12 protein-coding genes are annotated in these 13,779 nt (G+C 57.9%); 4 read left to right on the top strand and 8 right to left on the bottom strand.

The window, feature by feature from the left end:
- Positions 1 to 4: 4 nt before the first annotated feature.
- From upp to AC2FLO_RS02525, 7 genes are all read right to left on the bottom strand, one after another.
- On the bottom strand, positions 5 to 637 hold the full coding sequence (upp, locus tag AC2FLO_RS02555; RefSeq protein WP_480484262.1) for a uracil phosphoribosyltransferase: 633 nt from the start codon (positions 635 to 637) through the stop codon (positions 5 to 7).
- Entirely contained in the window at positions 634 to 1,620 is a 987-nt protein-coding gene (locus AC2FLO_RS02550) for an adenosine deaminase (RefSeq protein WP_496751244.1), read from the bottom strand. The genes upp and AC2FLO_RS02550 overlap by 4 nt, the downstream gene beginning before the upstream one ends.
- Positions 1,617 to 2,828 carry a phosphopentomutase gene (locus tag AC2FLO_RS02545; RefSeq protein WP_496751243.1) on the bottom strand — a complete coding sequence of 404 codons (1,212 nt, stop codon included), beginning with the start codon at positions 2,826 to 2,828 and terminating at the stop codon, positions 1,617 to 1,619. The genes AC2FLO_RS02550 and AC2FLO_RS02545 overlap by 4 nt, the downstream gene beginning before the upstream one ends.
- Positions 2,825 to 4,132 carry a thymidine phosphorylase gene (locus AC2FLO_RS02540; RefSeq protein WP_496751242.1) on the bottom strand — a complete coding sequence of 436 codons (1,308 nt, stop codon included), beginning with the start codon at positions 4,130 to 4,132 and terminating at the stop codon, positions 2,825 to 2,827. The genes AC2FLO_RS02545 and AC2FLO_RS02540 overlap by 4 nt, the downstream gene beginning before the upstream one ends.
- Before the next feature lie 4 nt (positions 4,133 to 4,136).
- Complete coding sequence (locus AC2FLO_RS02535; RefSeq protein WP_267365809.1) at positions 4,137 to 4,529, bottom strand: cytidine deaminase; 393 nt, start codon at positions 4,527 to 4,529, stop codon at positions 4,137 to 4,139.
- 91 nt (positions 4,530 to 4,620) lie between these two features.
- Positions 4,621 to 5,724 carry a cupin domain-containing protein gene (locus AC2FLO_RS02530; RefSeq protein WP_496751241.1) on the bottom strand — a complete coding sequence of 368 codons (1,104 nt, stop codon included), beginning with the start codon at positions 5,722 to 5,724 and terminating at the stop codon, positions 4,621 to 4,623.
- Positions 5,687 to 5,962 carry a hypothetical protein gene (locus AC2FLO_RS02525; RefSeq protein WP_496751240.1) on the bottom strand — a complete coding sequence of 92 codons (276 nt, stop codon included), beginning with the start codon at positions 5,960 to 5,962 and terminating at the stop codon, positions 5,687 to 5,689. Before AC2FLO_RS02525 ends, AC2FLO_RS02530 begins: the two co-directional genes overlap by 38 nt.
- A 189-nt stretch (positions 5,963 to 6,151) precedes the next feature.
- Here AC2FLO_RS02525 and AC2FLO_RS02520 point away from each other — a divergent pair, with 189 nt between their 5' ends.
- The 4 genes from AC2FLO_RS02520 (at position 6,152) to AC2FLO_RS02505 (ending at position 12,498) form a co-directional block, all read left to right on the top strand.
- On the top strand, positions 6,152 to 8,425 hold the full coding sequence (locus AC2FLO_RS02520) for an NADP-dependent malic enzyme (RefSeq protein WP_496751239.1): 2,274 nt from the start codon (positions 6,152 to 6,154) through the stop codon (positions 8,423 to 8,425).
- A 46-nt stretch (positions 8,426 to 8,471) separates the two neighbouring features.
- Entirely contained in the window at positions 8,472 to 8,861 is a 390-nt protein-coding gene (locus tag AC2FLO_RS02515; protein ID WP_496751238.1) for a GFA family protein, read from the top strand.
- 231 nt (positions 8,862 to 9,092) lie between these two features.
- Complete coding sequence (gene prpE, locus AC2FLO_RS02510; RefSeq protein WP_496751237.1) at positions 9,093 to 10,982, top strand: propionate-CoA ligase PrpE; 1,890 nt, start codon at positions 9,093 to 9,095, stop codon at positions 10,980 to 10,982.
- Positions 10,983 to 11,070: 88 nt separating this feature from the next.
- Complete coding sequence (locus AC2FLO_RS02505) at positions 11,071 to 12,498, top strand: amidase family protein (protein ID WP_496751236.1); 1,428 nt, start codon at positions 11,071 to 11,073, stop codon at positions 12,496 to 12,498.
- Between the two features lie 250 nt (positions 12,499 to 12,748).
- Here the strand turns inward: AC2FLO_RS02505 and AC2FLO_RS02500 are convergent, their stop codons facing one another.
- Complete coding sequence (locus AC2FLO_RS02500) at positions 12,749 to 13,555, bottom strand: NAD kinase (RefSeq protein WP_496751235.1); 807 nt, start codon at positions 13,553 to 13,555, stop codon at positions 12,749 to 12,751.
- Positions 13,556 to 13,779: the final 224 nt, after the last annotated feature.

Raw genomic sequence — 13,779 nt, 5'->3', positions numbered from 1 at the left:
CGGATCACTTGGTTCCGAACATCCGGTCACCGGCATCCCCCAGACCGGGCATGATGTAACCTTTCGAGTTCAACTCGCGGTCCAGCGCTGCCGTGACGATACGCACGTCAGGGTGTGCTTCCTTCATCCTCGCGACACCTTCGGGTGCCGCCAACAGGCACAGAAAGCGAATATCCGTCGCCCCGGCCTGTTTCAGCAGGTCAATGGCCGCGGCCGAGCTGTTGCCGGTCGCCAGCATCGGATCCACAGCAATGACCAAACGGTCCTTCAGGCTCTCTGGTGCCTTGAAATAATACTGTACGGGTTTCAGCGTTTCTTCGTCGCGATACAGCCCCACGAAACCGACGCGTGCTGAAGGTACAAGTTCAAGCACCCCGTCCAGCATCCCGTTTCCGGCGCGAAGGATCGACACCAGCGCCATTTTCTTACCTGCCAGTATGGGGGCGTCCATTTCTTCCATCGGCGTTTCGATATTGCGCGTGGTAAGGGGAATGTCGCGCGTGACCTCGTAGGCCAGCAGCAATGTGATTTCACGCAACAACTGCCGGAATCCGGCGGTCGAGGTGCCCTTGTCCCGCATGAGCGTCAGCTTGTGTTGCACCAGCGGGTGATCGACGACAGTAAGGTGTTCGCTCATGTGTTCTCCAGTCTTTTCTTGACCCGCGCGCGGGTGTCATCATCGCAGAAGGCCGCATTCAGGGCCATCTCATTCAATGCCGCAAAATCCCCGGCCTCCCAGCCGAAAGCCGCGTTCAACATCTCATATTCCCGCCGCATGGTCGTGTGAAAAAACGGGGGGTCGTCGGTGGAGATCGTAACCCTTACGCCCGCATCGCGCAGTTTCGCGATGGGATGGGCGGCAAAATCCGGGAAAAGGCCAAGAACCACATTCGAACCCGGACACACCTCAAGCGTGATTTCCCGGTCAACCAGTTCACGAACAAGATCAAGGTCTTCGATGGCGCGGACGCCGTGCCCGATACGCTCAACCCCCAGATCGCGCACAGCGTCGCGCACACTGTCAGGGCCACCAAACTCACCCGCATGCGTGGTCAGGCGCAGCCCGGCTTCGCGGGCGCAATCGAACGACCATTTGAAGTCGCCCTGCGTGCCAATGGCTTCGTTTCCGCCCATGCCGAAACCGGTGACCCAGTTTCCGGCGGTCTCGGCCGCACAATGGGCACTCCGCCTGGCTTGTTCGGGACCAAAATGGCGGACACAGGTAACGACGCCGCGCAAGGTGATATCGAATTTACGCTCGGCTTCGTCTGCCGCATCCTGAATGGCATTCAGATAATCCCGCCACGCATGCAGGTCGCTACCGCCGCAAAAATCAGGGCTGAGGAAGGTCTCGGAATAAGCCACGCCATTTTCAGCGCTTTCCTCAAGAATGGCCAATGTGAGCCTTCGGAAGTCTTCGGGCGTTTTCAGAACTTCGCAAGCGGCTTCGTACACGCTCAGGAAATGCGCGAAATCACGAAAATCATAAGATCCGTCTGGCTTGAAGATACCGCTCAGGTCAACGCGTTTTTCGTGGGCAAGCTGGCGGATGAAGGCCGGAGGTGCCGCGCCTTCGTGGTGAAGATGCAGTTCAATTTTGGGCAGGTCTGCAACGCTCATAAAAAGTTCCTTCCCGGCCCTTGCGCCGGAATGTTCAGATGGTGGGCAATGCTGGCGGCGATATCGGCAAAATCTACTTGCCCGATCTGCCCCGCACCCTGCCCCGCAATCAGAACCGGAACCTGTTCACGGGTGTGATCAGTTCCGGTCCAGCTTGGGTCATTGCCATGATCAGCTGTTAACAGCAACAGATCGCCTGGGTGCAGCTTCTTCAGAATATCCCCGATCTCGCGGTCGAACCATTCCAACGCTCGGGCATAGCCGCTGATGTCGCGGCGATGCCCATAAAGGCTGTCAAATTCGACAAAGTTGGCGAAGGTCAGACTGCCCTCTTCCGCCTCGTCCACAAGATCAGACAGGTGCTGCATCAGCTGGGCATCCGACCCTTTGCGCAGCGTGTCGATCCCCTGCATCGAGAAGATGTCGCCGATCTTGCCCACTGCATGAACCCGTCGCCCTGCATCCTGCACCCAGTTGGTCAGCACCGGTGCCGGGGGCAGAATGGCGAAATCCTTGCGATTGGTCGTCCGGTCGAACCCCGTCTCAGGCGTACCGACAAAGGGGCGCGCGATGACACGCCCCACTTTCATCTGGTGCAATCGCGGAGCAAGCGCGCGGCACATGTCCAGCAACCGCTCAAGCCCAAAGCTTTCCTCATGGGCCGCGATCTGAAACACACTGTCAGCGGATGTGTAGCAGATCGGCCAACCGGTGCGCATATGTTCGGCACCCAGTTCGGCTATGATCGCTGTCCCCGACGCGTGGCAGTCACCAAGAATGCCTTCGGTCCCGGCAGCTTCGGCTGCCGCGCGGCTCAGTTCCGCTGGAAAAGCCGGAACCGTGTTTGGAAAGTGTTGCCAATCCCAAGGCACCGGCAGGCCCGCCAGTTCCCAGTGGCCCGAGGGCGTGTCCTTACCCGGCGAATGCTCACGCGCGCAGCCCCATAGTCCAGCAGGTTCGGCATCGAGGCCCGGAGTGGCGTCTCCAGACGCCAGCCGCACAGCCGCGCCCAAACCCAGCGCGTCCAGGTTAGGCAGGTGCAACGGGCCGGTGCGCCCATCTACTGCGCGGCCTTCCGCGCAGGCTTGGGCGATATGGGCCAGCGTGTTTGCCCCGGCATCCGGAACATCACCGTTGAAAAACCGGTCTGCATCAGGTGCCCCGCCTATTCCGACGGAATCCATGACGACAAGAAACGCTCGGCTCATACGCTGATCCTTTCGTGGATCAGATCGGGCAGCTTTGGAACTGTATCGCTGATTGTCATCGCACTCAGCACAGTTTCCGCTGCCCGCCGTGCAGCGTCTTCCCGTGCAGCGTGGACCACGGCAATGGGTGAACCTTTTGAAACACGATCACCCAGCCTGAGGATGTTGGATATTCCTACTGCAGGATCGATCTCATCACTTTCGACCTGGCGGCCGCCACCCAGTGCGACGACCGCAAGGCCCAGAGCCTCTCCGTCGATGGCGGAGATGTAACCGTCTTCGGGGGCAGGAACCTCCTGAATAACGCTCGCCTCAGGTAGGAAACGGGTCCAGGTATCGACAAATTTCACAGGACCACCAACCGCTGCCATCATAAGGCCAAACCGTTCGGCAGCGCGACCGTCACGGATGATCTTGGCGATCTGCTCACGCCCCTCCTCGACCGAGATGCACATGCCTGCATCGGCCAGCAGGACGCCGCCCAACTCGGCAGAAATGTCCACCAATGGCGAAGCGCCAGGACCGGTCAGAACCTTCATCACTTCCGCGACCTCCAGTGCATTGCCCAGCGCCGGGGCCAAAGGCTGGTTCATGTCCGTGATCACCGCCGAAGTCCGGCACCCAGCCGCGTTCGCAGTCTCGGTCAATGCTGTGGCCAGCCTGCGGGCATCCTCAATTGTTTTCATAAAGGCACCGCTGCCGACCTTGACGTCAAGAACCAACGCATCCGGGCTGGCCGCCAGCTTTTTGGACAGGATCGACGCTGTGATCAGATCCAGACTTTCGACCGTCGCCGTCACGTCCCGAACTGCATAAAGCCGCTTGTCCGCCGGTGCAATCTGGCCCGTCGCGCCGACGATAGCCGCACCCGTTTCGCGCAATATCTGCGCAAGTCGATCCTGACTGATCTGAGTGCTGACACCCGGAATCGCCTCGAGCTTGTCCAATGTTCCACCCGTGTGCCCCAATCCGCGGCCCGAGATCATCGGCACATACGCACCACATTCCGCTAGCGCCGGAGCCAGCACAAGGCTGACGCAGTCCCCGACCCCACCGGTCGAGTGCTTGTCGATCACCGGCCCGTCCACATCCCAACCGAGAACATCGCCGCTATCGCGCATCGCAATCGTCAAGTCCGCACGCCCCTGAGGACCCAGCCCGCCCATACAGACGGCCATGGCAAACGCCCCGGCCTGCGCATCGCTGACGCTGCCGTCTGCCAACCCTTGCGCGAACCAGATCAGCTCGTCGCGGCCTGGGACTTCGTGCCTGCGCAGTTTGGCTATGATTGAACGGGCGTCCATGCGTTCAGACATCCTCCATGTGCGACGCGTCGAACGCACCCGGCAGCAAATCTCCGATGGTTGTCTCAAACTCCGCACCATCGACCGTTGCCAGAGTAACCTTTACATCGCGCTTGCCAAACTCGGCCAGCTTCTGACGGCATCCACCGCAAGGCGGCACAGGCTGAGGGCTGGAGGCAACCACGTAGACCTCGGTCAGTTCCTGCTCGCCCGCGGCCACCATTGCGGCAATTGCACCTGCTTCCGCGCAGGTCCCCTCGGGATAGGCCACATTCTCGACGTTGCACCCGGAAAAGACATGACCCGAAGAAGACCGAAGCGCTGCGCCAACTTTGAAGTTCGAATATGGCGCGTAGGCGTTTTCCCGGACAGACAAGGCAGCGTCTTTCAGCGACATGGCGAATCCTCATTTTTGATCATCTGGTCAGAAATTTGCACGCTAACGTATTAAGGCGGGGAATTTGAAGCCCCTGACCCATGTTTTTCGCTTAACTCAGCGTTGTGTTGAAGGTACCGGGTAAGGTGACTTCCAACAATTCGATATTGTCTGTTGGCTCGGACAACCGTGTGCGCATCCCAGGTGGGATGACAAAAGCATCCCCTTGCTCCAGCCGGTAGGGATCGCGCCCCTCTCCTTCCAGGGTGACCTCTCCACCCATCACAAAGGTAAAGTGAATGTCGGTGTCATGGCTGGCCCATTCCGGATCACCCGATCCTTTGCGCACAACCTGCACCCCAGCGACACCCTTGGTGTTCTCGGCAATCGTGGTGTCGCGGCAGATGTACCCCGGCAGGCGGAAGGGCATCCACTCGGCACCCTTGGCCTGATTATAGACAAAGCGTTGCCCCTGCCATTCGCGGTCCGGGCGGATGTGCGGAGTGGGAAGTGTCATGTCATGGTCGATCTCTGTGACATGCTCAGCCGGCACTCCGATCTCGATGACCTGAACATTATCAGAAGCTTCGAGAACGCGGTGCCGGATTTCCGGAGGTTGAATAAAGCAGTCCCCCGCTGTCAGACGCATTTTCTCGCCCTGATCTTCATAGACCACATCCACCCAGCCATGGATGCAAAAGATCAACTGAAACCCGACCTTGTGAAAATGCACCATGTCCGGAACCGGCCCACCATCGGGAATGCGGATATGGCTGGCAATAATCGACCCACCCAACCGATCCGGCACCAGATCGCGATAGTGCATCCCGGCCCGACCGATGATCCAGGGGGCCTGATCCTTGAGCCTGCGCACGACAAAGGAATGCACGGTCTCTGGCATCACCAGTGGCGGATTTCGTTCTTCAACTTCGATCCGGGTGCCATTCGGGGCCACCAGAACGCGTTCACCACCGGCGAAATCTGACGGATTATCCGTCAGGATACGCAATGTTCCTGGGCTTTCCGGTGCGTCTTTTTCAATGCGCAACCGCACGCCATGCCCCGAAAACACCGCGACGCGTGGATCGTCAGCGGGATAAATCATGTCCATCTTCATCCCCAGTTTCTTCGTGTAGAAGAGGATGTCGTCGCGAATTTCCTGTGTGGGCAGGCGAATTTCAGCATGCGTTTTCGCCAGATCGGATGTCTTGGTCATCAGTATTCTCTTCGAATTGCAACTTTGGCCATCCGATCAGAACAGAGGTCAAAATGCCAACCGAAAAGAACATCCCCGGCATTTCTTCCATAACGAAGAAGCGCATTTCAATAATCACAGGTAAAACTCCGCCGTTCAGCACTGTGAACTCGACCAAATCTGGGTGACGACAACCGCCCAACACCGCTGCAACCAACATACAACCTACTGATCTCTCGTTCGTTACCAGCCGGGTCATCAGTTCTGAATGTCACAACGGCCTTGCCAGAGTGATCTTGGTCGTCACAATGTGAAAAGGTGAAAATGAACTCAGACAATACCAATCCGGTTTCACGGTTGCGACATCACGGCAGAGTTACGTAGCGTAGCCAAGTCCAAATAAATAGTTTAAGGCTAAATCAAATTCTCAATGGGAGCTGAATCGCCGATGTCTGACACCCCCAGCCTGCGACAAGCTGCGCTCGAATATCATGAATTTCCCAAACCCGGAAAGCTTGAGATCAAGGCTACCAAACCGATGGCCAACGGGCGCGATCTGGCCCGCGCCTATTCGCCCGGCGTGGCCGAGGCGAGCCTTGAAATCAAGGCCGATGCAGCCAATGCGGAACGTTACACGGCGCGCGGCAATCTTGTCGCCGTGGTTTCAAACGGCACCGCGGTGCTTGGCCTGGGGAATATCGGAGCACTCGCGTCGAAGCCGGTTATGGAAGGCAAGGCCGTCCTTTTCAAGAAATTCGCAGGTATTGACTGTTTTGATATCGAGGTCGATCAACCCGATCCCGAAAAGCTTGCGGATATCGTCTGTGCCCTTGAACCAACATTTGGCGCCATTAACCTTGAAGACATCAAGGCCCCCGATTGCTTCATCGTCGAAAAGCTCTGCCGGGAGCGTATGAACATCCCGGTTTTCCATGACGATCAGCATGGAACCGCCATTGTCGTCGGGGCTGCGGCCAAGAATGCGCTGCATGTAGCCGGAAAGTCATTTGAGGAAATCAAAGTCGTGTCGACCGGCGGCGGGGCTGCCGGGATCGCGTGCCTGACCATGCTGGTCAAGCTGGGCGTGAAACGTGAAAACATATGGCTGTGCGACATTCACGGGCTTGTCTACGAAGGACGGGCCGAGGACATGAACCCGCACAAGTCACAGTTCGAGCAGAAGTCGGATTTGCGGACGCTGGACGATGTGATCGGTGGGGCCGACCTGTTTTTGGGTCTCAGCGGCCCAAATGTTCTGAAGCCTGATATGGTCCGGAAAATGGCCAGCCGCCCGATCATCTTCGCCCTGGCCAACCCGACGCCGGAAATCCTTCCAGAGGACGCGCGTGCAGTAGCACCAGACGCAATCATCGCCACGGGGCGCAGCGATTTTCCCAATCAAGTCAATAACGTGCTGTGCTTTCCGTTTATCTTCCGGGGTGCTCTGGATGTCGGCGCGACCGAGATCAACGACGCGATGCAGATTGCCTGCGTGGATGGTATTGCTGAGATGGCGCGCGCGACCACAAGCGCCGAGGCGGCGGCTGCCTATAAGGGCGAGCAACTGACCTTTGGCCCCGAATACCTGATCCCAAAACCATTTGACCCACGTCTTGTGGGCGTGGTGTCCTCGGCGGTCGCCAAGGCCGCCATGGAAAGCGGTGTTGCAAAACGCCCTATCGAGGACCTTGAAGCCTATAAGGAAAAGCTCAACCAGTCGGTCTTCAAATCAGCCCTTCTGATGCGTCCTGTGTTCGAGGCCGCGGCCGTCGCATCCCGTCGCATCGTTTTTGCCGAGGGTGAAGATGAAAGGGTTTTGAGGGCCGCGCAGGCCATTCTCGAAGAGACGACGGAAACGCCAATTCTGATCGGGCGACCCGATGTGATCGAAACCAGATGTGAAAAGCTGGGGCTGACCATTCGTCCGGGCAAGGACTGTCAGATCGTTAACCCGGAGAACGACCCGCGCTATTACGATTACTGGACTTCCTACCACCAGATCATGCAGCGCCGCGGTGTGACGCCGGATCTGGCCAAGGCGATCATGCGCACCAACACAACGGCCATTGGTGCGATCATGGTGCATCGTGGCGAAGCGGACAGCATGATCTGCGGCACATTTGGTGAATTCCGCTGGCACCTGAACTATGTCGAACAGGTGTTGGACGACAGCAAACTGCGCCCGCATGGTGCCTTGTCCCTGATGATCCTGGAAGATGGCCCCCTGTTCATTGCCGATACGCATGTCCGGCAATTGCCATCGCCGGAAGAACTGGCCGAAACCACCATTGGCGCCGCGCGACATGTTCGCCGGTTCGGGATCGAACCCAAGATTGCCTTCTGTTCGCAGTCGCAATTCGGCAATCAGGCTGAAGGATCAGGCAAACGGCTGCGAGCGGCGCTGGAAATCCTTGATCGGCAGCCGCGCGATTTTGTCTACGAAGGCGAAATGAATCTGGATGCGGCTTTGGATGCAGACCTGCGGGCGCGTATCTTCCCAGCGTCGCGATTGGAGGGGGCGGCCAACGTTCTGATATTCGCCCACGCAGATGCTGCCAGTGGCGTACGCAATATTCTGAAGATGAAGGCGGACGGGATTGAAGTTGGCCCGATCCTGATGGGCATGGGCAACAAGGCCCATATTGTTACTCCATCCATCACCGCGCGCGGTCTGTTGAACATGGCGGCGATTGCAGGAACACCCGTGGCGCATTACGGTTAACCGGGGGCAGCCTTGCTGGCACCCCTGCCAACAGGGGGGGAATCGCATGGAAGGACATTGCCACTGTAACGCCGTGCATTGGGAAAGCGATGCCCAAGCCGCGTGGAGCTGTTATTGCCACTGTTCAGATTGCAGGCGAAACTGCGCCGCGCCGGTCACGGCTTTTTTCGGGCTGCCGCATGAGGCGGTCAGATGGTTGGGTCAGGCACCAAAGATCTATCGCTCATCGGAAGGGGTTGAACGTCTGTTTTGCGCCAAATGCGGAACCCAGATGGCCTATCGCACAGCGCGCGATACGGTGAACATTCATCTTTATACCGTAACGCTGGACAACCCGGAGACCCTGCCGCCACAGTTTCACGTGTTCCACGCCGACCACCTGCCCTGGCTGAACCTTCAGGACAAGCTGCCACGTTACGCCAAAATGGCTGGTTGAGCTGATTCCCGAAGGGGCGCAAAATTTGCACACGAAAGTTTGCAACTTTGCAAATCTTTCCACTGTAGCGGCAAAAACTCTGCTAGAACTGTAATTTTGCAAAAATTTGCAAGTCATATTCCGCTGATCTGCAAATTTTTTGCGATAAACTGACGCGTCGTCATGCGTCACGCTTGCCCGGATGTTTTCAGCGACCTAACACAATGTCCAAGCCGTTGTGAGGAGGACAAGATGGCGTATCAGGACGTTTATGACAGCTGGAAAACCGACCCCGAAGCGTTCTGGATGAACGCTGCAAAAGGGATCGATTGGGTCAAGGCCCCCAGCAAAGCACTGTTCGACGACAATGCGCCCTTGTACGAATGGTTCAGCGACGCGAGGGTCAATACCTGTTGGAATGCCGTAGACCGTCATGTGGAAAACGGGCGCGGTGAACAAACTGCCATCATCTATGACAGTCCCATCACCCACACCAAGCGCGAGATATCCTATGTCGAGCTTCGCAACCGCGTGGCCACTCTGGCCGGCGCGCTGCGCGCAAAGGGTGTCGAGAAAGGCGACCGTGTCATCATCTACATGCCGATGATCCCCGAAGCGCTTGAGGCGATGCTGGCCTGTGCCCGCCTCGGCGCCGTGCATTCGGTCGTGTTCGGCGGGTTTGCCAGCAACGAACTGGCCGTGCGCATCGACGACGCCAAACCCAAAGCAATCATCGCCGCGTCCTGTGGGATGGAACCCGGTCGCGTGGTTCACTATAAGCCCCTGCTTGACGGTGCGATCGAACTGGCCAACCACAAACCTGATTTTTGTGTGATCTTCCAGCGGGAACAAGAGGTCGCCCAGTTGATTGAAGGGCGCGATTTCAACTGGCATGGTTTCCAATACGGTGTCGAACCGGCTGAATGCGTGCCGGTTGATGGCAATGACCCGGCTTATATCCTGTACACCTCTGGCACTACGGGTGCACCCAAAGGGGTCGTGCGCCCCACTGCCGGACACCTTGTGGCACTGAACTGGACGATGAAGAATGTCTATAACGTCGATCCGGGCGACGTGTTCTGGGCAGCCTCCGATGTGGGCTGGGTCGTGGGGCACTCCTATATCTGCTACGCGCCCCTGATCCATGGAAACACCACAATTGTGTTCGAGGGCAAGCCGGTCGGCACCCCGGATACTGGCACCTTCTGGCGCGTGATCTCGGAACATAAGGTCAAAAGCTTCTTCACCGCACCTACGGCCATCCGCGCCGTCAAACGAGAAGACCCCAAAGGCGAATTGATCGGCAAATACGATCTGTCTCATCTACAGGCCCTCTATCTGGCAGGCGAACGCGCCGACCCTGACACAATTATCTGGGCACAAAACGCGCTGAAGGTTCCGGTGATCGACCATTGGTGGCAAACCGAAACCGGCTGGGCCATTGCCGGGAACCCGCTGGGTATCGAAGAGCTTCCGGTCAAGCTGGGCTCGCCCGCAAAACCGATGCCGGGTTATGACGTGCAAATTCTGGATGAAGGCGGTCACCCGATGAAGGCCGGTGAACTGGGTGCCATCGCGGTTAAATTGCCCCTGCCCCCAGGCACCTTGCCAACACTGTGGAATGCCGAAGCACGATTCAAGAAATCTTATCTTGAACACTTCCCCGGATATTTCGAGACCGGCGATGCCGGGATGATTGACGAAGACGGGTACCTCTACATCATGGCGCGCACCGATGACGTCATCAACGTTGCCGGCCATCGCTTGTCGACGGGCGGGATGGAAGAAGTGCTGGCTGCCCACCCCGATGTGGCTGAATGCGCGGTGATCGGAGTTTCGGACCAGCTTAAGGGGCAGATGCCGGTCGGCTTCCTGTGCCTGAATGCTGGTGCCACACGGGATCATGGCGATGTGGTTCGGGAGGTCGTCAAAATGGTTCGGGAGAAAATCGGGCCGGTGGCCGCCTTCAAACTGGCTGTTGTCGTCGACAGGTTACCCAAGACCCGTTCCGGTAAGATCCTGCGTGGTACGATGGTGTCGATTGCAGACGGTCAGGACTACAAAATGCCTGCAACAATTGATGATCCTGCCATCCTTGATGAGATCAAGGAAGCGTTGCAGACAATTGGTTACGCCAAGTAACCATCGGGCGGCACAGGCCGCCCATGTCATGTCCGCCCTTGCAACCTGAATCTGGGCCCCTACTGTCGCTGTAAGACAGTGAGGGCCCATGACACATACCGATATCTGGCGTCTCAGCGCCACAGAGCTGACCACCTTGACCCGACGCGGCGATCTGAGCGCGACCGAGGCGGTTCAGGCCTCGATTGATCGCATGGACGCGGTGAACCCCGCGCTGAACGCGGTCGTCGAAGACTTGCGCACCGAGGCCCTGGAACGCGCGCAGTCGCTAGATGCTGCACGGGGGCGTGGTCAGCCGACCGGCCCGCTGCATGGTGTTCCGGTAACAATCAAGGTGAATGTCGATCAGAAAGGCCACGCCACCACCAACGGTGTCATTGCGCTGAAGGACGTAATCGCACCGGATGACGCGCCGGTGGTCAGCAACTTGCAAAAAGCGGGGGCCATTGTGATCGGGCGAACGAATACGCCCGAGTTTTCCTTCAGGGCCGACACCGACAACCCCCTGCATGGGCGCACGTTCAACCCGTGGGGACGGCACATTTCACCCGGGGGATCATCCGGTGGCGCTGCTGCCGCCGTGATGGCAGGTCTCGGTGCGCTGGCCCATGGCAACGATATTGGCGGCAGCCTGCGCTTTCCGGCAGCCGCTATCGGAGCGGTTACGGTGAAACCGGGGCTGGGGCGCGTTCCCGCGTGGAACCCAAGTCAGAAGGCCGAACGCGGATTGCTGGCGCAATCAATGTCGGTTCAGGGCCTGATCACCCGGTCGACTGCGGATCTGCACCTGTCCATGCCCAGCCTGATCGCCACCGATGCGCGGGATCCGTTCCACGTACCAATGCCCTGGCGCGGCGAGCGTTTTGACCAGCCGATCAAGGTGGCATTCACCAAGAACACCTTCGGCTATGCGCTGCACCCCGAGGTCGAAAAAGCCCTCGACACTGCGCGCGATGCGCTGGTCGATGCAGGGTACGACGTTGAAGAGGTCGATCCACCCGATGTCTTTGAATGTGGCCGGATCGGGTATCGGACCTTGATGGGCGAAGTGCTGACCCTGATGAAATCTGAAATTGAAGCCGCTGGTTCCAAAACCATCCGCGACATCTTTGATGTCTACTTTCAGGAATTCCCGCCCATCGTTGAAACAGAATTGGTTCGGATGCTGGCCAAGCGCAGCCATTATGCCCGTGAATGGTCCCTGTTTATGCAGGACTACCCGCTGGTTTTGTCCCCTTTCCTTCCGCAGCCATTTTTCAAACCCGACCGGGACACCGAAGGCGCGGAAGGCGTGCATGATGTTTTGGGATGCGCTGTCTATTCCTATGCGATGAACTTTCTGGGACTGCCCGCAGCCTGCGTTCCGTCACGATTGGCCGACCTTCCCAAAGGTCCTCAACCTATCAATGTACAGATCGCGGCGCAGCGCTGGCGCGAGGATTTGGCCGTGGATGCCGCCGCCGCGATAGAAGATCGCGTGGGACAGATGTGTTTCCCGCTGTGGGATCACATGTAACAAAAAATAGACCCCGGGTCATTGTGCCCGGGGTCCAGCTGCTAAAATAAGCCCGGATTTCTGATGACGAGCGTAGCACCACCCACCCTCGCCAGCGCAAAATCTGCGCAACCATTCGAAAACACCGTTCAGGTGGCCACTCACTCCCACCTTGGCGTGTTCTCCGGACAAGTTCACATTAGCCAATCATTAAGGGAATTCCTGTGAACTGCTTCACACAGGCGTGAGAAAAATTCGGGGATGGCCTATTTTACGTGAATTGTTCGGATATTAGACGTTCTTCCAACCCATGGCCGGGGTCGAAAAGGATACGGTGCTCAATGGCTGGTTCCGACCTGATCTCAACCCAGTCGATATCCGGGAAAGAAACGGAATCGGCGGCCACGATGACCGGGCGCTTGTCAGCTTCGACCACATCGAACCTGACTTTCGCCATTTTCGGCAACAAGGCACCACGCCACCGCCGTGGGCGAAACGCTGCGATGGGTGTCAGGGCCAGAACGTCAGCGCCAATCGGAACAATCGGCCCATGCGCGGAATAGTTATAGGCGGTCGATCCCGCAGGCGTGGCAAGCAATGCCCCGTCACAGACCAGTTCGGCCATGCGCACCCGGCCGTCTACGCTGATCTTGAGCCTTGCTGCCTGAGGACCGGCGCGCAGCAATGACACTTCGTTGATCGCCAGCGCCTCGTGCAGTTTTCCAGATTGGTCCATCGCCTGCATGGCCAACGGGTTGATAACCTCTTCCTCGGCATCCTCCAGCCGCGCCATCAGGTCGTCTTCGTGATACTCATTCATCAGAAAGCCGATCGTGCCGCGATTCATTCCGTAGACCGGAGTATCGAGATGCTGCACATTGTACAAAGTGTGCAACATGAAGCCGTCGCCGCCCAATGCAACCACTACATCTGCGTCCCGAGGTGCCACATTACCATATTTGGCCACCAGGATGTCACGCGCTGTTTGCGCCACTTTGACCTCACTGGCGAGAAAGGCGATTCTCTTTTTCATGTTTTGTGGTTTCCGGTGTTGCACATTTGGTTCCGAAACAAACATACCTTTCCCCAATAGGCCAGTCTTGACGCCGCAGCAGGCCAAATCGTCGCTTTAAGCCTTTTGCGAATGTGGCGTTTCCGATAGGAAATCCGCAAGATTTATACCAAGCCATGTGGAGCGCCAATGAACGCCAATCTTCGTGACACCGGATTTTTCACCCAGTCCTTGTCGGACCGCGATCCTGAGCTTTTTGGCTCGATCCGGTCTGAGCTGGGTCGTCAGCG

The sequence above is a fragment of the Ruegeria sp. TASC047 genome, assembly GCF_059612445.1.
Note: the sequence above shows the minus strand (reverse complement) of the source record. Positions and strands in the feature narration are given on the sequence as shown.

Excerpts from the sequence above, each read along its gene's own strand:
- upp (WP_480484262.1), bottom strand. The coding sequence starts at position 637 with ATGAGCGAACACCTTACTGTCGTCGATCACCCGCTGGTGCAACACAAG.
- AC2FLO_RS02550 (WP_496751244.1), bottom strand. The coding sequence starts at position 1,620 with ATGAGCGTTGCAGACCTGCCCAAAATTGAACTGCATCTTCACCACGAA.
- AC2FLO_RS02545 (WP_496751243.1), bottom strand. The coding sequence starts at position 2,828 with ATGAGCCGAGCGTTTCTTGTCGTCATGGATTCCGTCGGAATAGGCGGG.
- AC2FLO_RS02540 (WP_496751242.1), bottom strand. The coding sequence starts at position 4,132 with ATGGACGCCCGTTCAATCATAGCCAAACTGCGCAGGCACGAAGTCCCA.
- AC2FLO_RS02535 (WP_267365809.1), bottom strand. The coding sequence starts at position 4,529 with ATGTCGCTGAAAGACGCTGCCTTGTCTGTCCGGGAAAACGCCTACGCG.
- AC2FLO_RS02530 (WP_496751241.1), bottom strand. The coding sequence starts at position 5,724 with ATGACCAAGACATCCGATCTGGCGAAAACGCATGCTGAAATTCGCCTG.
- AC2FLO_RS02525 (WP_496751240.1), bottom strand. The coding sequence starts at position 5,962 with ATGACCCGGCTGGTAACGAACGAGAGATCAGTAGGTTGTATGTTGGTT.
- AC2FLO_RS02520 (WP_496751239.1), top strand. The coding sequence starts at position 6,152 with ATGTCTGACACCCCCAGCCTGCGACAAGCTGCGCTCGAATATCATGAA.
- AC2FLO_RS02515 (WP_496751238.1), top strand. The coding sequence starts at position 8,472 with ATGGAAGGACATTGCCACTGTAACGCCGTGCATTGGGAAAGCGATGCC.
- prpE (WP_496751237.1), top strand. The coding sequence starts at position 9,093 with ATGGCGTATCAGGACGTTTATGACAGCTGGAAAACCGACCCCGAAGCG.
- AC2FLO_RS02505 (WP_496751236.1), top strand. The coding sequence starts at position 11,071 with ATGACACATACCGATATCTGGCGTCTCAGCGCCACAGAGCTGACCACC.
- AC2FLO_RS02500 (WP_496751235.1), bottom strand. The coding sequence starts at position 13,555 with ATGTTTGTTTCGGAACCAAATGTGCAACACCGGAAACCACAAAACATG.